We start from the raw sequence: 22108 nt of genomic DNA, 5'->3' as shown, positions 1-22108 counted from the left end.
AGATTTTGGCACTACAAACCGATTTTGACGAATCCAAAATGTGCAAGTTGCTGATATAACAGGACTTATATTTTTAGAGACAGTGAAAAATATCCTGAATTAGCGATTTTTTCATGAAGTTGGGTTACACCTTTTTATTACCACGAATGATACGAATTTAACGAATGAACACGAATTTATCCACTATCTTCTCACCAGTGATATTATTACAAAAAACAGTTGACAAATCTTGAGATGTATGGCATAATAAAAACTGTGGCTATTAAAGCAATTTTTGATGCAATAAAAGAAATTGGAACTGTTGATGTATTGTTGACAGTAGTAATTTTATTCCTCCTTTCACATATTTGGTATTTGAGTAAAGAGTTAAGTTTGTACCGTAAAGAGTATCAATATTTAGTAAGAAAATTAATTGAAAAAGGAGATAATTGATAATGATAGAGATAATCTTTAAAATCTTCCTATTTGGTGTATTAATTATTGCCGTTGTATATCAAATAAAAGACCATTTAGAACATAAAAAATTAATGAATGCTATTCGAGGCAAACTTGAAAAAATCTCACATTAAAACTTTTATTACCACGAATGACACGAATTTAACGAATGAACACGAATTTTTTGGAATTTGTTTAAAATTTAAAGGTTAGAATTTTTCTCTGCGTCTCTGCGGTTTTAGCGAATTATCGCCAATTTATCCACCACCTTCTCACCAGCAGGGTTAGTAATCACATAAAAATACACACCCGTAGATACCTCTTTACCAGATTGGTTTCTGAGATACCACTCTTCCTTACCTTGAGTATCAGTAAATTCCTTCTCGTAAACAATTTCCCCTGCAATATTATAAATCTGTATCTTACATGCTGAAGTCAAATTATCAAATATAATCTTATCATGCCCTGGTAAATGCGGCTTGCAAGGGTTAGGATAGATAATTACATCATTAAGAGTTTTACTAATAGGAATAAGGGAGAAGTTAATTGTATTTATCTCTTCTACCTTGACTCCAATATTTTCTCTACTTTGTGGTTTATAATCCTTTGCTGAAATTTTTACAGTATAAGTGCCTTCAAGTACACTTAAAATATAAATCCCATCACTTGAAGTGGTAGTACTACCTACAACTATACTTGTACCCTGTGGGAGTACTTCAATAAAGGCATTAGGGATAGGAGTGCCATCAAATGAATTTATGACCGTACCTGTCATAGTGCCGGTATAAAGACTCAGAAAAGTAGTAGCAGTGGCTTCATTAGAATAATTTGAAGTTCCAAATATGTTAAATGCTCTCATTCTATAGGAATAAGTAGTATTTGGTATAAGTCCTGAATCAATATAAGTAATAGTATTACTTCCAACTGTAGCAATTAAAGCATATGTCCCCAAAGGAATAATTTTGCGTTCTATCTCAAAACCATCTTCATTAGGAGAATTATCTTGCCATCGTATATTGATTTGAGTATCTGAAAGTGGTGTGGTTTGAAGATTGGCAGGTGGATTAGGTAATGCTAAAGGAATAAGAGGCGATACAGGTCCAACAGTTATCGTTCCTTCTGTACTATCAATTACTTTTACTTCTGTCACAAGAACTAACCCAGAAGTAATTGTTCCCTCTAATATTTGTTCACTTCCAATTTCACCATTGGCATTTATGGTTCGTATAGATAATTCGTAATGTCCTGTTTCTGTACCCCAGAGTTGAATCTTAAAAGTAGAATTAGTGGCAGGGTCACAAATCATAGCAAGTTCATGAACAGCTTCAGATGGGGATAAATAAAAACTGTTTGGAATTTCAAAATCAAATTCGTCAGTGTTCTGATTTAGACCTAAATGTCTACCTTCAATATCAAAGAGATGCAACTGCGCAGGTGAAGCGATTGAAATAGCAAGAGTTTTTCCTATTCCATATTTTCGCGCCCACTCGATAGGATGTTCCCATTTTTCTCCTTGGTATTTGGGACCAAGAGGACCACTATTATGTTCTCGTATCAAGCCTAATTCTTTAATTGAATAATCTATTTCTCCCCAGCGTCCTGGGTATTGTATCCAATTTTGGCTATTCATTAATTCCATCTTGTAGCTTTGGGAAGGAAACAAATTAGATGGGTAAAGAATCTTTCCATTGTCAGTAGTAAAATCTTTCAGTAGTATCAAAGAAATATGAAAATTAATCTTATCGTTAATAACTTCTGCAAGTGCCAATTTTATACTTTCATACACATCAAGAAGTTTTAAAACAATCTTTAAAACGCTTGTGAGAATAGTAGATACGGGTAATCCTATTTTTAATCCCCAGATTGTAAAATGGACTACTGCTCTTGCAGTAACTTTAGCAATACCAACACCTACACCAGCAGTAACTAAAAATATGTAAATTTCTTCCTCAAGTCCTTCCCAAGCATGTTCTAATGTTAGGGTATGTTCTCCTGGTGTAAAATAAGAACCATGGCAACCTTTAGCAATATATATTGGAAGATGTGTCTCATTTATAAAATCAGTGAGTTCTGACCATTTTTTTCTCTCTTTTGTCTTATGTTGGGCACATACTACAAATTCGGGTTTTGCATCTGGCAAAATTGAGTCAAATATTATCTCAATCATTTCCCAATCACCTTCATGGTCAAAAACATTATTAGGGAACTCTTGAAAATCATTATATGACCAAAAGAACCAATATTGAATCACTGCCTTTTCCTTTCCTTGATATTCATCAGATGTAACTCTTGCATAAATCATAGGAGACGGGAAATCTACACTATTGTAAAAGTCCAAATAAGTTGACTCAGAATAATTACCAATAGTAGTAGCTGATGCAGGTCCAAGGAGTTTATCCGATTTAAATTCCCGAATGAACGCGTGATTATCTATCCATTTTACAGGATTAGGTGAATAAATTTCTTCATTGTGAAGGTATAGAACTGGAGCATATTTCATTACAAGGATAAGTTCCTCAGAAGGGAGTAATGTTATTTTATAACTTCCTACCCAATTCTCACAAGCTCCCACCTTTACTGTTATAGTACATGTTGTTGCCTCGACTTTTTCTCCAAGCTGGGTGGGTATCCATTTAGCTTCATATTTCCCTCCTCCAATATCGTTAAAAGATAATGGCTCTTCGCCAGTGCTAAAATACGCTGTAACGGGTAGCCCTTCACATTGAGGACACTTTAAATCGGCAGTAATAGTAACAGATTCTCCTAAAGTTACAGTTTCTTTAGATACTGTAACTTCAACTGTTGAAGGCTGTGGAATGAAGTACGGATTATCTTCTGCAATTGCTTTAGCTTCTTCATAAGTTGGAGCACAAACATATATGGTCACCGTGCCTATACACAAATGGAGTGTAAAATCAGAAGTAACAAGATAACTTCCGCTATTGAGAGCTTCAGTGACTAATTTGATAGTGTTATCTGATACTCCAGGTACTCCATCTCCTGGAATCTGAAGAATAGAAGGGTTTATTGAAAAGTTATGTTCACCAGTAGGAACAGTCTCTGTTAAAGTACCTACTGACATATCATTGATATATATGTAGACATTATGGTTTTTACAATAAGACTTAGGTGTGAAGTTTATTGTCAAATTTGCCTTAGTTATATCCACTATATCAAAACCAGAAGGAAGTTGAAAATGGGTAGTTATAACGGGCCTATTGATACAATACCAATCTGATGTTTTAGCAATCAACATCCTATCTTTTAATTCTACTTTCCATACAGACCAGTTAGACTTAAACTGTAATGTTTTTGTGGCTACTGGCTTCTTACAAGCATTTACAGTTATTGCTCCTTCAAAGTCTGGCTGTTGACCTACAAATTGACCAAGAAGTGGAATAGCAGAGAAATTAAAAGAGTCTCCATTTCTTAAATTGCCATGCTCCATATTTGGCTGAAGAACTACACTATTTGTAAGGGTATCTCCCAAAATAATCTCTACATCTGTAAGGGTATCTCCATTATTTGTAACTCTTACCTCTGTTATTAGGGTATGAGTAGCAGCAGCTCCTATCTCTATTGCACAGTTTATATTAGGTTGCCTAACATTTATCGTTAGCTTTGCGGTGTCTGTAGTTGTACTGGGTTCTCTGGTGGTAACAATTCTTGCAGTAAACTGATAAGTAGAAGTAGCCGCATCCTGGGCATGGATATCTAAGATTACATCTTTTGACTCACCAGGAACTAATGGGAATTCAGGATTGTCTTCGCTGCCATCTCCAATGAAATTTAGAATAATATCTTCATAAGGGTTAGGAATTTCAACTCGTAAGTTGGAGGTTTTTGTTCCGATATTCTTGACAGTAAGAGTCTTAAGTTGATTGTAATCTCGTTCAATATTAACTTCATAAGGGTCGTCAATAAATATAATTACATTCTCTACCTTTATTCCGTCACTGGTCTTGGTACCACTCCATACCCCTGCACCATTTTTTGCCCTGACAGCAAAGTAATAAGTTTGTTCAGTAGCAAGACTCAGTCCAGTAAGGGTTATTTCTGTATTCGTACCAGTAGATGTCCAGGTAGCAATCTCTGTTCCTCCGGAGGTAGTACCAATAGCATACTGGTATTCTACAATCCCTGATTCTGTATCAGTTCCAACCCATGTTGCGTGTAAACTGGTATGGTCTGTGGTATATGTTCCATCATCCGTTACCTTAAGAATCTCAGGTGGAGTAGTATCTATCGTTATCCCATCACTACTGCTTGAATATGAACCATACAATCCAGCTCCATTCTTTGCTCTTACTCTCGCATAGTAGGTATAACTATGCTGGCAGTTAGTAATTGTCTTACTCAAAACATCTCCTACATCCTTATCAAACTTATCATTTCCATTAGGATAGATTCCTACCTGGAGATAATAACCCGCAATACTACTTTCTGTGTCAGTAGCATTCCCTTGAGTCCAGGTAAAGGTGATAGTGGTAGATGTGGAATAAACTCCTATATCAGTAGGTGTAGTAGGCGTTCCTACAGGTGGAGTAGTATCTACAGTTATTCCATTACTTGTCCCGGATTCACTCCAATCACCTGTCAAATTCCTTGCCTTTACTACAAAATAATATCTCTGTCCATTGTTCAGTGTTAAACCTGTAGCTGTACATTCTGTAGCTGTACCAACAGATGTCCAGCCAACGGTATCTATTGCTCCTGGTATAGTACCAATACCATATTGATATTCTGCAATTCCTGACTGTAGGTCTTCTGACCTCCAGATTGCATGTAATTGAGTATTGTTTGTAGTGTAAGTTCCATCGTCGATTACTATAGGTGTAGTTGGTGGAGTGAGGTCATAAACATATATTGTATTTTTAACAGTCATACTCCCATGAGATGTCATAGATACAAAGAAAGAATAGGTTAATGTTCCTGCCTTCTCTCCAGTTGCCTTTACTGACCATTGAGCATAAGCTCCTTTCTCCCGAGGTAAATCAGGATATTGTTGTGTAGATGAACCTATTTCAAGTTCTAATCCATCTGGAAGATTCAATATTGCACTTATTCCTGTAACTGTCCCAATTATATCTGGAACTGAATTCTCTAAATATAGAGTGATTGAAAAAGAACCAGGAGGGATAACCTCTACTGGTGCACTTATATCAGACCTAAGTGGAGTTGTCAGGGAACCCGTTTTATCTACCCCATAATAGGTTATAAACTCCTTTGTTTCACTAGGGGAAATTGTCCCTGGATTCCAGTAGATTCCTACAGCACTATCATCATCAATCAATAGTGTAACATTAGGAGTAAATTCCCAGGGAGCATTATTAATATGATGCCAATCAGCAACCACAAAGCGATCAGGCGAAGTAATCAATTCGTTCCGTAAAATACCTCGTGCCCGGGTAGTATAAGTTGCAAGATTCTCATATGCCTGCCAGTAGATAGGAACATTTTCTCCTGTAAATTCTCTTTCATAATAGATGGTACCACTTTCTGGCACCTTAATTAATGCACCATCATTATCTCCAAGCTTCGTATCAAGCATCACCCTTACACCTACATTATGAGAAGAAGCAGTAGCATTCCTGAGAGTATATTTTATCTCCACTATATCCTCCCTGCCTGTATAGGGATTATTGACAAGAATCAAGGTTTGGGTAGCTATGATTCCACTAATATCCCATGCAGTTATATTTGAACTACCAGAATTATAAGGAGGTTTGGTTATTGTCCCTATTATATTAGGGTCATAATTCCAATAATCGTTTCCATCAATCCGTATAGTTGTAGCTCCTGACCAGGGAGAAGGATGACCAAATAGCAGTTTTTTATTATCATCCGCTGAATTGTCTGGATCTCCTTTTTTTGTTCCCATAGTAAAATTCCCATTTTCTCTTATTGCAACCTCTATATATTCATTTGAGAGCATTATAGTTGCAGTTGACAAACTTTTTGTGGACATACTGCTAACTTTCAAAGAATGGAAATCTTTCTCCTTATCACCCACTTCAGCACCTATGGCTAAGTTATTCCCTTGTAAATACCCTCCAGTTAACCAAACCAAAATAAATAACAACCAATTAAATCTTTTCATATTCATCTCTCCTTTATTCTTTAAAATCAAAGTTTGAATCAAAATTAATGAAGTCGAGCATATAGCTTAAAAAAGTACTCTTTATTCTTCCACCCTATCCCAATATCTCGATTGGAGTGGCGATTACTATGGAGTACATTAGCTTGTTAATGTTCAACAGCAAAGCTGTTAGTTATCAGGCTAAAGAAATATTAGCTTCGCTAATATAGCCACAGCAAGCTGTGGTAGTCCAAATAAGAAGGCTAATATTTATAATAGGAAGGAGGAGTATTATTGATGATTGCCTTTACTGCCTCACTGATGCAGATTCTTATGGCTTTTTCCATAGGTGTATTTTTATACATGCTAAGTCCTCCCACTAATACACCTGACCCTACCAATCCCCCAGCTAACGCTCCAAGATCCACATCCCTTGCCTCACCCTCAACTCGTGTTGAAGTCAAAACTTCGCTTGTATTGACATCTACAATCCTTATATCGAGTGCCATATGATGCTTCTTCATACCAGCTAAAACACCCATAAGGGCTCCTGGAACAGCTCCACCTACACCACCTTTGACACCAGATGCTCCAGCCGTAAACTCTGTAACTGCGGCTGTTACAATGATATCAGCAGATGTTGTCTTTCCTTTTTGTCCTGCAATTTCCTGTTCTTTCTCAAGGGCTTTAAGTACTTGTCTTTCCAACACAGAAAATCTTTTGCTTTGAATGAGGGTTGTAATTAACATCTCCCTCAATCCTGTTCCAATCTCTTCTCCTCCCTTAGCCACTTTAACATCAAAATCCGCCACAGCTATCCTCGCCTTAGGACCACTATATGCGGGAAGACTCATTTGAGGCTCATCAACCTTGACCTGGGTTCCCGCACATCCCATAAGTACCAGAGGAACCATCATAATGAGAATTAAAAAACTAAATCTAAACTTTACCATTATATCTTAACCTCCTAATATGTTTAAATTTTTTATATATGTAAACTCAATAAAGTTACTTTTTATTGAGGTGATATTCATTAGTAACTATGTTTTAGTATACTACAAGGATTTTAAAAGTCAATTATTTATACCGTATCTGAAGACATTTATACCGTATTTGGTAAAATTATTTAATGAGGATTCTTAGGTAAGAAATGAATATCGGCGTGGAAAGAGTACCCTTCTCCTTGTCCTCTTATCGTTTGAGTTGGAATTAAGTTATTGATCTTTTTGCTTTTAGCTTCTTTCCTTATTTGATTAACCGTTACTCGTAAAGCAGATGCTAAAAGACTTCTTATAACCTCAAGAGAATTATCCTCCCCCAGGGTTTCAGGGAAGTTAATCTTTCTAAGGAATTCCTCATCTACTGATTGCTCTGAGGAAGATGCCTTTTCCCCTCTACTGTTGCAATAGGCAATATAATTAGTATGTTTTTTCCGCAGTTCTGTGCGTAAATCTAATTCCTTCCATTGGGTATTTTTGTTACTGGTAATAACATAATATTGGATTTCACTGGGATTAATAAATAATTTCTCAAAAAACAAAGAACTTCTTTCATCTATCTTTTGTTGAGAAATAGGAAGAAGAATATTCAATACATATTTTTCTGGTAATGGTAATTCAGTCTTTCTGGTAATCATCTCCATATAAAGCCAGAATAGTCCAAGACCTGTATAAGTAGTATATATGATATTGCCTAATTTATCATAAGTCTCTCCTTTAAGAATAATATAGCCTACCAATATAGCCCAGATACCATAAATTGCCATACCTATATTGATTGTTATGCTTAGGAATTTTTCTACCTTTTCTATGTTTTCCTGGTTAAAAGTCTTATCTAAATCGATGGTCAATAACAAGGCAATACCAAGTATTCCATGCCAGACAAAGTTAGAATAAGCATCATGTTTAAGATATGCCCAGCTGGCAAAAGCAACCGTAAGATACATTAGATATAGTAGCGATATTCCTAAAATACGAAGCCTATCGGGTCTTAATAGATTTAAAAGCACTGTAGCTAAGATGATGATAAAAACTCCTACCGACATCAATAAAAGGCAATCCTGGAATGTATCAAAAGGGTTTGGATGTGTTTTTGTAGGGAAGAGATAGATTACTCCTGTAATTAATATAAAGGATAAAGCGACATATAGGGATATAAGAATCTCTTTAACACTGATAGGAATTTGGTTTTTGAGCATTTTTGATGTTACCTTCACTTTATTGAATGTTTCACTCCTTCTCTTTCATTAATTCTCCAATTATTAGATATTTCCAACGGGATTTGCTCATCCTGAGGATAGTTTAGCAAAAATTTTGTCTTATGTCAACAAAGATTTTGGTCTATATCACCATTAACGGGGTTTACTACCATCTTCAAACATTACCAAAAAGTAATCTTGCCGTAATCTTCTCGTTAACTTGATTTTGGTAGACTACTATATCAATGGAATTGTTGCTCAAAAAGCAAGCAAAAATACCAGTGTTAATTTGGCAAAAAGGGAGTGAAGTTTCTTTTAAATTTTGATGCCAAACACTGTTTAATATAAATGATGCAAGCCTAACCCGTTAAAGGGTGGAGGTGAAATTTTTAACTAAAATTAAGGAGGTAAGTAAGATGAAATCAAAATGCAATTTTGGACAGAGGGTATTGGCTATAGTAGGATTTTCTATGGCCATAAGTGTAACATTTATCTGGCCCGGTAGCTCTGTTGACATCGCTATGGTCCAGGCCCAGGAGCCTGAGTTTACCACAGATTTTCGATTGGAGGACTGCGAATTTATGGCAGTAGGAAGAAATCCCTACTTCATTCTCGAACCAGGCTATCAATTAGTTTTAGAGGGGGAGGAAAATGCAGATAAGTTCAAAGTTGTAAGCACCGTTCTTTACGAAACCGAAAACATATCACTTCCCAATATTGGCGTGGTAAAAACAGGAATTGTCGAGGACAGAGAATGGAAGAATAACGAGTTAACTGAGGTTTCAAGGAATTTCTACGCCATCTGCAAAAGGACCAACAGCGTTTACTACTTTGGCGAGAATGTTGATAAATACGAGAATGGAGAAATCGTGAGTCACGAAGGCTCATGGCGTGCAGGCGTGTCTGGTGCCAAACCTGGTGTTATGATGCCCGGTATCTTCCTTCTGGGCTCGAGATACTACCAGGAAATAGCAGAAGGCGTTGCTATGGATCGTGGAGAGAATGTGGAGATGGGACTGACAATAACTACTGAAGCAGGCATATTTAATGCCTGTGTGAAGGTGCGTGAGACAACTCCACTTGAGCCAACTGCGGTAGGTGAAAAGGTCTATTGTCCCAGAGTTGGACTGGTGGTAGACGATGAGCTTAAACTGGTCAAATATGGCTTTAATGTCATAAACACAGCACCCACTACGGGTATTACTACTTATAACTACCCCAATCCATTTAATCCTGTCAGTGGCATACCAATCAATAGTCATGGTATAACAACCAGGGGAACCATTATCAAGTATCAAATTCCAGGTACAGGAGAAACAACAGTAAATATTAAGATATATAATATTGCAGGTGAGCTAATAAGAGAATTTACTGATACAGCGACAAGAGGTGTATGGAATTATGTAGAATGGGATGGAAAGAATAGTGGAGGTACTGTAGTGGCATCAGAAGTCTATATATACATAATTGAAGGTGGAGGCTATCATAAGTGCGGCAAGATGGCTATTATCAAATGAAGGTTTTCGGATAAAAAGGTTCAAGGCTCGAGGTTCAAGGATTAAGGTGAATGGAAAAGAGAAAGATGCTAATGGGGTTGGAAACAGCACTTGTGAAATCAAAGGGCAAGAGGTGAAGAGTAGGGAAAGACCTTGTTCCTTGCACCTTGATCCTTGTTCCTTCTGTTTGGAAGGGCTAATAAAATCAACACTTAAATTTATCCGAGAGGTTTCGCAAATAAGAAAGGAGGTATGAGAAGATGCAAAGAATATTTTTAATTCTATTGATTTTGACAATGGCATCCTCTGTTTATGGGAGAGGAAAAGGAGAGTCAGGGGCAGTATTCTTAAAAATAGGCCAGGGTGCCCGACCATTGGCTATGGGAGAGGCGTATGTATCCGTAGATGGTGACCCTTATGCTTCCTGCTGGAATCCAGCCGGGCTGGCTAAGATTAATGTCCCTCAGTTTGGAGGAATGTATGGCCGTTGGTTTCAGGACATTGCCATTCAACATCTCACTTTTGCTGCACCATCAAGAGATATGGTACTTGGTGCAGGTATAACTATGCTTCAAGTCAAGGAGATAGAGGAGTGGAAGGATGAGAATACCTATTTAGGCAAGTTTGATTCATCGGATATGGCCATAACTTTATCCTGTGCCGGGCAGGTAAACACTAATGCAAATGTAGGCGCTAACCTTAAGCTCATAAGATTAAAGATAAAGAATGAATCTGCATCCGCTTGGGCGTTGGATCTTGGTGGTATGTATCATCCTTCTTCTATCAAGGGGCTAACTCTGGGTGCATCCCTTCAGAATTTAGGCACATCACTCAAGTTTAAGGAAGAAGAAGACTCCCTACCATTCAACATCAAGATAGGCTGTGCTTATAGGCTTTTTGAAGAGAGGCTTATGATAACAGGGGAGCTAAATATCCCTAATGATTTTGATACAAATATCAGGCTTGGCACCGAATACACCTACCCCATTGATCAAAACAACTCAGTGGCAATCAGGGGAGGTTATAGAGGGGGAGCTGCTTCTGGCAAGTTTACTGCTGGTTGTGGTTTGCGAGCTGGAAGATTTCAAATTGACTATGCCTACCTTTCCTTTGATAATCTTGGTTCTACACACAAGGTCTCCTTTATAAAAAGGTTTTGAATAGGAGAGCTCCCCCTCTTCCTCAATCTCCTCAAAATTAGATATATGCAATTAAATCTATGGTCGTGTAGAGTAAATTTTGCATCATTTTTTTATTTGGAAACCTTAACTTGTTGAGATGGCACTGATAAATAAGATATGAAACCACAGATGCACACAGATAAACTCAGATTTTCTAATTCTTTATCTGTGTGTATCTTAAAAAGAATTTTTGAATGAAGAAAGGTAAGTTTAAAAAAGCAAAAAGGTTGATGAAGTAAATAAACACAGATATTATATGGATTTATCAGTGTTAATCTGTGTATATCTGTGGTTAAATTTACTATTGCCGTCGAGATTTTCAGAAAGACTAAAATGAAAAAGGTTAAACAATATTTGTTAGTTATATTGCTGCTCGTAGGCGCTAACAATCTTATTTATGCAGAGGAAATAAGGAATTTATTGATTGAGAAGAGCAAGAAGGCAGCTATGAGCCTGGGATATGATGGAGCATATATCCTTACATCCCCATTAAGGATGGATGGGAAAGATGTCAAAAAACTTCTCCTTGTTTCTGGCATTAGTTATGGATTAATGCCTTTGGAAAATAAGATACAGAACGGGTTGATTAATACGAACTATGACCAGATAGGTAATATTGTGGAACCTTTAGGTGTAACTAACCGTAAGTTTTATCTGGCCATGGGATCACTCTATGTCTATGGATTGATTTCTAATGATAACAAACTGAAGAGGACACCTCTATTGTTGATGGAATCAACTCTATTTAACACAACTTTAACCAAATTTTTCAAGTATACCTTTGGCCGAGCTCGTCCGTCCCAGAGGGAAGGAGAGTGGGATAGTTTTGCTCCTTTTAGTGGACATGATGCCTTCCCTTCAGGACATACCTCAACAGCCTTTACTATAGCTACGGTTATATCTAATCAGTATCCATCTCGTTTAGTGAAGGTATCAAGTTATACTATTGCCGGGTTGGTTGGACTCCAGAGGCTTCATGCAAATGTGCATGGAATATCCGATGTCTTTGCTGGAGCGATACTTGGTATTTGGGTTGGCAATACAGTCTGCTCTCTTGATAAAACCTGGACAAAAGACAATATTGATTTTTCATTGTCATTTGTGTCTCATTAAGATATGTATGTTTTCTTTTGTTAGACTTGTTTTCAGAATCGTATTTGCAACGATACATAGTGCGAATTGCCTAATTCATCATACGGCTGATAGGCATAGTCAAGACTAAATGGAGCACACCAGCTTATACCAAAACCTGCGGTTAAGCCTGACCCTTTATCTTGTGGACCCGATTTATACCCTGCCCGTAAGGCAATTGCCTTTTTTACTACATACTCTGCTCCAATACTGGTAACTGGTGATTGGTAACTGGTGATTGGTAATTGGTAACCGGTGATTTGTAACCATTTAACCAATTACCATTTAACCAATTACCAGTTACCATTTAACCAGTTACCAATTACCATTTAACCAGTTACCAATTACCATTTAACCAGTTACCATTATTTAATAATCCCCAGCTTGCCAATGGCTTTCTGGCCCTGGTTGTTGGTGATGAGATAGATGTAGATGCCGGAGGCTATGCTGCCTGGGTTTGTCCATACTTCCTCATCTGTGCCATTGTTATGCTCTATCTCTTTGACCAATTCACCGACTATGTTGAATATCTTAATCGTGCATTGAGCGGTTAGTCGCTTGAAATGTAGTTGTTGTCCCCTTGAGGCATAGCAGGGGTTGGGATAGACGAATACCTGGGTTAAGTCGCTGGTAGCAGCGGTTATCTTGGATTTACCTGCTGGGGCAACAAAAGATAGATGAGTGATTGTGCCATAGACGATATTTGCATCTGCATCTCTATTTGAGTCAACTACCAATTTCCAGATATTGCCATCTGATGATAGGTGCAACATCAGAGTTCTCTCATCTATATTCCCTAAAACCGCTTCGTCATAGTTAAACATTATCTGCACAGGATTGGTCAAGGTGCCGGTAATTTCAGTAGCTGATGTGCCGTAGGCATTTATTTTCATCCCAATGCCAATATTCCCTGCCAGGCTTTGCAATATGGCAGAACTAACCGTTCCAATGGGTATGAGATATACCTCTCTGCTGGAGGTGCCAAATCTTGCGGTTGCCGTTCCCCAGGTGGCGGTTAATGTGCCTGTCCAGGTTCTTATCTCATCCACACATTCACCTACAACGATAGGTATTTGGGCAGTAGAAGTGCCATCAAAAGCAGTAATAATACCTTTGCCTATTGCTTTAGCCTCAAAGGTAGTCTCTGTGCCAGAGGTAGCACTGAGAGAACCAATATCTCCGGTCAATGTCCAGGTAGCCAGAACCGATGAATCTGTCCCTTTTGCCAGGCAGGACAGGGTAACACTACCGTCTACCTCCATCGCAATTTTTCCGGATGCCTTTATTTCAATATTTTCTGCGATGAGTTTTATAGATGCCTGCGGTGTTGACGGTGTAGATTGCAGATTGCCCCTGACATCCATTGCCTGAGAGTAGAAGCCGTAGCTATGTCCGTATTCACCCTTAAATTGGGCTGAGCCAGCAAAGGTTGGTGATAATGAATCCCAGACATCTACAGTCTGCCAAAGGGTTGGTGTGCCGTTGTTGTCTGAAACATAAACATTGTATTCACGCATTCTGCCTTGTTCTACACCTGCTAAATCCTGTCCTTCCCATTCTACCAAAAAGGTAGTAGAGGTAGAGATAGCCGGCAAAGGCTTTACGGTAGATGTCGGTGGAGTCAAATCAACGATATTGGTTGCTGCTGGTGTCTCCATCCACTCATTCCAGTCAAATTGTATGGTGGCGGTGTTGGTAATCTTTGTCCCGGTTGTCAGGGTAGCAATGGTATCAATGGTAAATTCTACCCAGCCTTCGCCCTCAGGTGGGTTCTGATTTGGTTTAAGCCCGGTAGTGCCATAATCATCACCTAAATCAAATTTGTATCTTATTTTACCGGTGCTGGGATTGTAGGTTAAGGTAAGTGAACCTCTACCTGAGGCATTAAATGCCTCAATAGAATCGTAGGTAGCTGTGCCGATACTTACCCTGCCTGGGAAGAATGTCCCCCAGTCAAGTTCAGCAGGCAGACTGTCTTCAATGGTGATGTATTGTGCCGGAATGGTTGCGGTTGCCACATTCTCAAACCTTATCGTATAGGTTATCTCCTCCCCATGGCTAATAAAATCCTGGGGTGATGAGAGTTTATCATTGGGGTCTGTGGAGAGTGCAATTTGTTCCCCAAACCTCCTATAATTATTTGACTCATCTTTCTCCTCATTCTCACAATAAATATCAGCTGATTCATATCCAACACCATTCTCTTGAAGATTATCAGCCCTGACATCATACGATAGTTTACCTGTCTGTCCAGGTTGCAAATCGCCAAGGAAGATAGTATCTTCTGGTCCAATAATTCTTCCTCCACACCAATAATCCAACTCTACATCTTCTGCTACTCCAGTGCCTTTATTCCCATAGAAAATGGTAACGCTCTTGCCTTCACCCGGTCTTAATCTTTGCTTTGATGCCTTAACCTTTACAAACAAATCTGGCTCTGGTTCTTCTTCCACATGGGTCTGCCAGGTGTCTGTGTTGTTGTTTGGCATTATATCAACCACCCCGGGGATAATATGCTTACTCTTTATCTCCACCTTGTTGGTAAGTGTGGTTGAAGCTGCTACCTTGGAAGAAACATAACACCCCAGCTTAAAAGATTTGCTAATACCTGCAGGAAGTTCGGATATTTCCCAGATATATTTATTTCCCTCCTTCCAGACAAAAGAATCAGGTTCTGTGTGCCAAGAATAGCCTACTCCAGGAGGCAGGGTGTCAATAATAAGTATATCCCGCAGGTCAACATTTGACGAGTTTCCATAACAGATGGTATAGCGTATTATCGTTCCCGGCAATACCTTATCGGGTCCTTTCTTAATGATGACCCAGAGATCAATCTCATCCTTAAGCACATGGGTTTTGTAGGTATCCTCATCCTGGTATAAATTTCCTTCCCACCGGAAATCGTAAGCCTCCACTTTAGCCTCATTTAGCAGGGTTGATGAGCCTTCTATATCAGGCTCAACAAGCACCTTTAGCTTGATACGCTTAGTCTCACCAGGTTTTAAGAAATCGAACTCCCATTTAATAACTACATCCCCCCCAGAACTCATTAGGAAGAGGATTAGCCACAGAATAGGATACCTCGCCATTGAGAAAATCAGAAACCTCTATATCTGTTGCCAATCCCTCGCCTTTATTCCCAAACTCAATCACATAATCAATATACGCTGGGGAATCTGGGATTATGGTTATTTCTGCTGGTCCGTGTTTCTTTATCCAGACATCAGGTGTAGCGATATGGCTATTGTATTTAGAAGAATTGTTACCCGGATTACTATCTTCCTTAACTGGGAAAATGTCCACATAATTAGTAATAGTCTCTGAACCAGATAAGTTAGTAAATAATAATGGTATGGCTTGGACCGTAATTTTACCCCCTTTCCCTCCACCTAAGTTACCAATATTGAACAGAATATTTCTATCGGTAGCGTCAACTTGTTTAGTCAGGAAATCTCCACCTGCACTGAAAAATATTAATCCCTCGGGTAAAATATCCCTTATCTTTACATCTAAAGCGGTAGCAAGCCCAAGATTTTGATATACAATCACATATTCTACATAGTCGTCGGTAGTAGGGTCAATCACTATCTCCGCTGGTCCTGTTTTTGTAACCTCCAGGTCATATTCTGTTGGTGGCGGTGGGGGTGGTGGGGTCTTAATATGAGTAGCACAACTGGCTTGATTATTTGCCAGATTAGTTTCTGTTCCTGCACCGAGGATATTTATAAGATTAACCAGTGTAGTTGAGCCCGGCAGGGATTCTACCCAACAAGTTACGGTAAAGGTATATGTGGCTGATGGATTTAAGGTGCCAACCTGCCAGGTGATTATTCTGGTTGAAGTCCCTGATACTGGAAATCCTGATGTATCGGAAAGATAGGTTGTGCCAGTGGGTAAATAATCGGTGATGGTAACATTGGTCGCAGGCACATTGCCCTGATTGGAGTAAGAAATGGTGTATTCTAACTTGTTGAGTTGATTTATTTCTGTTGGCCCTGATTTGTTGATGACTAAATCAACTATTCTGTCAAGTATATGTGTGGTTACACTGGCATAGTTATTAGCGGTATTGGTCTCTGAACCTGCACCGGTAATTTGTACACTATTAGTGATATTGCTTGAACCAATGGTATTAGGGTCTATTTTAACCACCAGAGTGAATTCTTTCTTTTCTAAAGCAGATAATGTGCCTATTTGCCAGGTGATAGTCCCTGTCTGAGTGCCTTGTGCACCACCCAGGGTATCACTGACATAACCTGTTTTTATCGGTAGCACATCGGTGATAGTAACATCAGAAACCGGGGCATTACCAAGGTTCTGGTAACTAATAAGATAACTTATTTCTGAGCCAGCAATGGCTTCTTTAGGTCCTTCCTTGCGGATGGACAAATCAATCTTTGGCTCAACTATTTTAACCGTCACAGTAGCAGAATTGTTCCCCAATGGGTCATCTGGTGTCTGGGTAGTAATCTGGGCAACATTGCTCAGGGTAGCGGTTGCGCTATCTTTAACTTGAGCAAATAATTTAAAGGTATTCATCGTTCCTGGTTCAAGCGTGGTTATAACCCAGGTGATTGTTCCATTATCTATTGTAGGTGTCCCTAATGTATTACTTAAATAATTACTCTCTGCGGGCAGATAGTCAGTGATGACCACATCTTCTGCCCTGCCAATGCCATTATTGTAGTAATAGACAGTATATTCTAATGTATCACCTCGTATGGCTTCATTCTTATTGACCGTTTTATAGATAGAGACATCAGGTTGAGGTGTTAGCACCAATGTCGTGGCTGAGGCATAATTATTGCTTATGTCTTTATCCAGACTATCCGTAGTGATAGTGGCATAATTGGTGATAGTAGTTGAACCTAATATATCATCACCTACCTTAACCCTTAATTTAAAGGAATTGCTGGTACCGGGCGTAAGTGTTCCTATTTGCCAGATAATATTGCCTGTTGTAGTTCCTGACACCGTCAAACCACTATTATCGCTGATGTAGGTGATACTGCCAGGCAGATTATCGGTAATAATTATATTGGTGGCGGGTCTATTTCCTGAATTGCCATAAAAAATAGAATAGAGCATTTCATTGCCTCTGGCTACCATATCGCGTGCATTCTTTGCTACCCAGACATTACAAGAAGACTCAATGACTTTAGTGGTAGTGGTAGCAATATTATTTGATGGCTTGGTATCAGCAGGAGTTATCTCAATCTGGTTAAAAAGGCTCGTGCCACTACCAGATGTAACATTTACCGTCAATTCAAGGAAACTGGATGTGCCAGCGGTTAAGGTGCCTAAATTCCAGGTAATCGTGCCATTATTATTCTGTCCACCTAAGGTATCTGTGGCATAAACGACACCTGCGGGTAAGACATCGGTTAAAACTACATTACCGACAGATTTGTTACCATAGTTGCCATAGTGGATACGGTAAGTTATGTTGTTTTCTTCTGGTATGCTTAAAGGAGCTATTTTTGAAACCCAGAGGTCAAATACCCCTTCTCTGACTTTAGTTGTGACCGTAGCCATATTATTGCTCAAATCGCTCTCTGGAGCAGAGGTAGATATTTCTATCCGGTTGGTGATTGTGCCTGATGTATCGGCAGATACCTTAACGGTTACCTCAAAATAGCCAAAGGAATATGGCGTTAAGGTGTCAATCTGCCAGGTGATAGTGCCATTATCAACATCAGCATTACCCAGTGTATCAGAACCATAGGTAACCCCTGCGGGCAGATAGTCAGTAATGACTACACCCGTCGCCTCTTCCTGTCCATAATTATCATAAACTATCTGATAAATGAATTCATCCCCGGCATTAACTGAGGCACGGGCATATTTCTTTATCACTAAATCAATCGTTGGTGTGCCAATATGTGTGGTTGCTGAGGCGTAATTGTTAGTAAGGGTAGTTTCTGTAGAAGTGGTAGTAATAGTAGCATAGTTGGTTAAAGTTGTGCTGGCAAAGATACCTGCACTTATTGTGCCGTAAAGGGTAAAGGTATAGGTTGAATACGGTCCAATCTGCCCGATATTCCAGGTGAGAGTTGTTGGTGTCCCCTGGGTTACATCTGAAGGGATAAGTGTGCTATTTGAATAGGTTACCTCTTGTGGTAAGGTATCCTTGATGATAACACCCTCTGCCTCTGTATTGCCCAAATTACCATAAATTAACAGGTAGTTAATGCTTTGCCCTGCAAATTCTTCCTGCGGTGCAGATTTTAATAAGAAAATGTCTATCTTTTTACGCTCCAGTTCAAACTTTAGTTCTTTTTTATCTCCTGGGGCAAGATTGATAGATTGAGAAGATGTTGCATAGTCAGAGATTTGTGCATAAACCGTGTATGTGCCGTAGAGCAGGTTGGAAAGGGTGTATGTCCCGGTGGATGAGGTAGTAGCAGTGGCAGATATCGTTGTTGTTCCCTCACGAATAGCCCTTATGTTTACTCCAACCATAGGTAAATGTGTATCCTTATCGGTAACCGTTCCTATGATGGTAGCAGGATTTAGAGTTAAGGTAGCATTAACATAAGTCGTCTGATTAGATTCTATGGTAGTTGTTCCTAACCAATCAAAATAACCCTCTTTGGTCAACTTGAGCGTGTATGTCCCTGGCTTAAGGTCTGTGAAGACATAATTAGTCCATTGACCGGTATCGTTTGTATTCAGATAAATCCTGGCACCAGAAGGAGCAGAAGTGATGGATAGAGAACCAGGTAATTCTTTCTCCTTGATAGTAATATCAATATTAAAGGTATTGGTAGCTGAGACAACTACTATACCCGTTGGCGTTCCGTAGTAATTTTGTGGCTCATTAGCTTCAGGTTCCTCACCAAAATTATGGTCATTATCTGTATCCAGAAATGCCCGCACATAATAGGTAGCCGGAGAAAGATAGGTTAATTGATATGGGCTGGAAGCCGTTCCCTCCGCAGATGGGTTACCAGTAAATTCAGGATTGGTGTATGCCTGAACATAGAATGTGCCTGTTTGTGTGCCAATATAAGTGGCAGTGCCTAATATAGAGCCAAATTCAATCGGTGAGCGTAGCCAAGGGATATACATAACCTTTGAATTGACCGCATCCCCTGACCCTGTGCCTGTCCCTGAGGGACCATCAGAGGCACCCCACCAGTTGTTACTGGCATAAATATTTCCAGTAGCATTATAGACTCCATAATCGGTATTCCCGGAGATATTATTGGGTGTGATGACCTGATTATCCTTATTTGTGTAAATCCCATATTTATTGGCAGTAATGGTATTCCATCCAATAGCAGGATTGGAGTATCCACTGCAGAAAACACCATAAGAACTATTTCCAGTGATAATATTATGCGTGATGTATGCAGTGGAGTCGCAATAAATGCCATGCCCGGAACTATTTCTGATAACAGAATTTGTGATGGTTGATAAGCCACTATAACAGCGAATGTTGTAACCATAATCGTATCCACCATACTCAACCACCACATTTTTTAAAAGGTTTGAAGTACCACCGTAAAAAAGAATTCTTCCCCAGCAACCAGCCGTATGTGTTGCCTGGTCAGAGGTAAAGGTAATCGTGCCTAATGAACCATCAGCAATTAAATTACCATAACAGATTAGACTTGTGTATGTAGCAAACCTTATCTCTACATTTGGGAGAATAGTAAGAGTTGAAGTGGCGGACTTGACATTGACATCACCTGCAATAACATAAGGTATTCCCTGATTTATCCAGCCTGCAGAGGTATTTATATCACCACCGAAGACCCGGATAGCATTTGAAAAATTAACCCAATAGGTATTGCTACCAATACATCCCACATATCCTGCAGGAACACTGATAGGATAACCCATATTAGCTTCAATGGTATTGCCGGTGATGGATGTTGCGTCAGGAACCCCAGAAGAAATGTATATCGCATCGCTTAAGTTGTACCTTATTGTATTGTTTGTAATTTGAGGCGAGCCGTAAGAGCAATAGATACCATAGGAAGTATTTCCCGAGATTGTATTGTTGGTGACCTGGGGGGAGGAGTAGATGCAGTGGATGCCATTGCTATTATTCGCCAATATGGTGTTGTTGGTAATGGTTGGGGAGGTATTATAGCAATAGATGCCGGACTTGCTACTGCTTCCAATGACTGAATTTGTAATAATCGGTGAGGCATTCTCACAATAGATGTTGCCATAATTATAGCCACCACCATATTCAATCAAACACTTGTTTAGGGTGCTTTCGTCCTCTGCTTTGTCAAGAAACCAGATGCCATACCAATAACCCTTGGTTGGTATTGCTTGATTTGAGGTAAAGGTTGCATTATTGGCAATGAGCTTGCCAAAGTCATTAGCACCATCCCCGCCAATGTATAAGCCTGTGTATTGATTAAACTTAACGATAACCCCTGGCTCAATAGTTAGGCAGGGTGTGCCAGGTCCTTTGACAAAGACATTGCCAGCAATGACATAGGGAACGCCTTGATTTGTCCAGGTGCCTGAGGTATTTATTGTATCAGAAAGCACCTCAATGGCATTTGTTGTGTTGGTGGGGAAGTTATTATTTACTACCTTTCTAACCGAGTTTGCCACAATTGTTATCGGATAGTTGTTATTGTTGATAAAGGTATTGCCGGAAATATCCGGGAAGGAATCAACAGTGCAATAGATGCCATAATTGCTACTGCTTCCAATCGTGCAATTGGTAATAATGGGTGAGGCATAATAACAATGGATGTTGCTCCAACCACCATAGCCCCCATATTCAATCAAGCAATTGTTTAGGGTACTTGAGTCCTCTGCTTTGTCATAAAAATAGATAGTCCTCCAATAACCCTTGGTTGGTATTGCCTGGTTAGCGGTAAAGGTTGCATTATTGGCAATGAGCTTGCCAAATTCATTGGCACCATTCCCTCCAATGAATAAGCCTATGTTTTGATTAAACTTAACGATAACCCCTGGCATCATCGTTAGGCAGGGTGTGCCAGGTCCTTTGACAGAGACAGCACCGGTAACGATGTAAGGGCTACCTGCCACAGTCCAGGTGGTATCGGTACTAATGACACCACTTACAGTTGTTGTTGCCCTGGCAACGCTACCTATCCCCAGAACCATCCCAAATACCACTAAACTAATGATTTTCTTCATCTCTTTATACCTCCTTAAAAATAGTTTTTAGCCATAGAAAAATACACCCCTTCGACAAGCTCACCCTTCGACAAGCTCACCCTTCGACAAGCTCAGGGTGACAGTGTGTCATGGTGAGCGTGTCGAATGTCATGGTGAGCGTGTCGAATGTCATGGTGAGCCTGTCGAACCATCCTTTTTTTCTCGCAAAGGCGCAAAGGACGCAAAGGTATTTTTTTTTCGTATGTGTTTAACTCTGCCACAGAGGCACAGAGTTCACAAAGAATTATAAAGTATTCAGGAGACAAAATTAGAACTAAGGTCCTAAATTCTAATACTCCTCTGTGTTCTCCGTGTCTGTTATGTAAAGTGTCAAGCTTTTTTTTATTTTTTTACTTAAGAAAAGACTCTACGACTTATCTCTATAACTCTACACCTTATTTTTGTTTTAGGCATTTTGAGTTTTTAATTAAGA

Annotated in this window: 11 protein-coding genes; 5 read left to right on the top strand and 6 right to left on the bottom strand. The window is 39.2% G+C overall.

Annotation, left to right across the window (positions count from 1 at the left end; genetic code table 11):
• Positions 1–255: 255 nt before the first annotated feature.
• Entirely contained in the window at positions 256–432 is a 177-nt protein-coding gene (locus AB1414_03370) for a hypothetical protein (GenBank protein ID MEW6606481.1), read from the top strand.
• Between the two features lie 2 nt (positions 433–434).
• The gene (locus AB1414_03365) at positions 435–569 is read left to right on the top strand and encodes a hypothetical protein (protein ID MEW6606480.1); all 135 of its coding nucleotides are present in this window, start codon (positions 435–437) and stop codon (positions 567–569) included.
• A 104-nt stretch (positions 570–673) separates the two neighbouring features.
• Here the strand turns inward: AB1414_03365 and AB1414_03360 are convergent, their stop codons facing one another.
• From AB1414_03360 to AB1414_03350, 3 genes are all read right to left on the bottom strand, one after another.
• Positions 674–6535 (bottom strand): carboxypeptidase regulatory-like domain-containing protein, encoded by a 5862-nt coding sequence (locus AB1414_03360; GenBank protein MEW6606479.1) that lies wholly within the window; start codon positions 6533–6535, stop codon positions 674–676.
• 242 nt (positions 6536–6777) lie between these two features.
• Entirely contained in the window at positions 6778–7467 is a 690-nt protein-coding gene (locus AB1414_03355) for a CsgG/HfaB family protein (protein ID MEW6606478.1), read from the bottom strand.
• A 173-nt stretch (positions 7468–7640) separates the two neighbouring features.
• On the bottom strand, positions 7641–8711 hold the full coding sequence (locus AB1414_03350; protein MEW6606477.1) for a hypothetical protein: 1071 nt from the start codon (positions 8709–8711) through the stop codon (positions 7641–7643).
• Positions 8712–9127: 416 nt separating this feature from the next.
• On the opposite strand from AB1414_03350, the gene AB1414_03345 reads away from it, so the two are divergent.
• The 3 genes from AB1414_03345 (at position 9128) to AB1414_03335 (ending at position 12501) form a co-directional block, all read left to right on the top strand.
• Positions 9128–10228: a hypothetical protein gene (locus tag AB1414_03345; protein MEW6606476.1), complete on the top strand. Its 1101-nt coding sequence runs from the start codon at positions 9128–9130 to the stop codon at positions 10226–10228.
• A 239-nt stretch (positions 10229–10467) separates the two neighbouring features.
• Entirely contained in the window at positions 10468–11367 is a 900-nt protein-coding gene (locus AB1414_03340) for a PorV/PorQ family protein (protein MEW6606475.1), read from the top strand.
• Between the two features lie 354 nt (positions 11368–11721).
• Positions 11722–12501, top strand: coding sequence for a phosphatase PAP2 family protein (locus AB1414_03335; GenBank protein ID MEW6606474.1), 780 nt, complete (start codon positions 11722–11724; stop codon positions 12499–12501).
• Positions 12502–12533: 32 nt separating this feature from the next.
• Here the strand turns inward: AB1414_03335 and AB1414_03330 are convergent, their stop codons facing one another.
• From AB1414_03330 to AB1414_03320, 3 genes are all read right to left on the bottom strand, one after another.
• A complete protein-coding gene (locus tag AB1414_03330) occupies positions 12534–12797 on the bottom strand; it encodes a hypothetical protein (GenBank protein ID MEW6606473.1) in 264 nt (87 codons plus the stop codon).
• A gap of 87 nt (positions 12798–12884) precedes the next feature.
• Entirely contained in the window at positions 12885–15569 is a 2685-nt protein-coding gene (locus tag AB1414_03325) for a T9SS type A sorting domain-containing protein (protein ID MEW6606472.1), read from the bottom strand.
• Positions 15541–21654, bottom strand: a complete 6114-nt coding sequence (locus tag AB1414_03320; GenBank protein ID MEW6606471.1) for a right-handed parallel beta-helix repeat-containing protein — start codon at positions 21652–21654, stop codon at positions 15541–15543. The genes AB1414_03325 and AB1414_03320 overlap by 29 nt, the downstream gene beginning before the upstream one ends.
• Positions 21655–22108 lie beyond the last annotated feature (454 nt).

The sequence above is a fragment of the bacterium genome (genome assembly GCA_040755795.1).
In the GTDB taxonomy this organism is placed as follows: Bacteria; UBA9089; CG2-30-40-21; order CG2-30-40-21; family SBAY01; genus JBFLXS01.
Note: the sequence above shows the minus strand (reverse complement) of the source record. Positions and strands in the feature narration are given on the sequence as shown.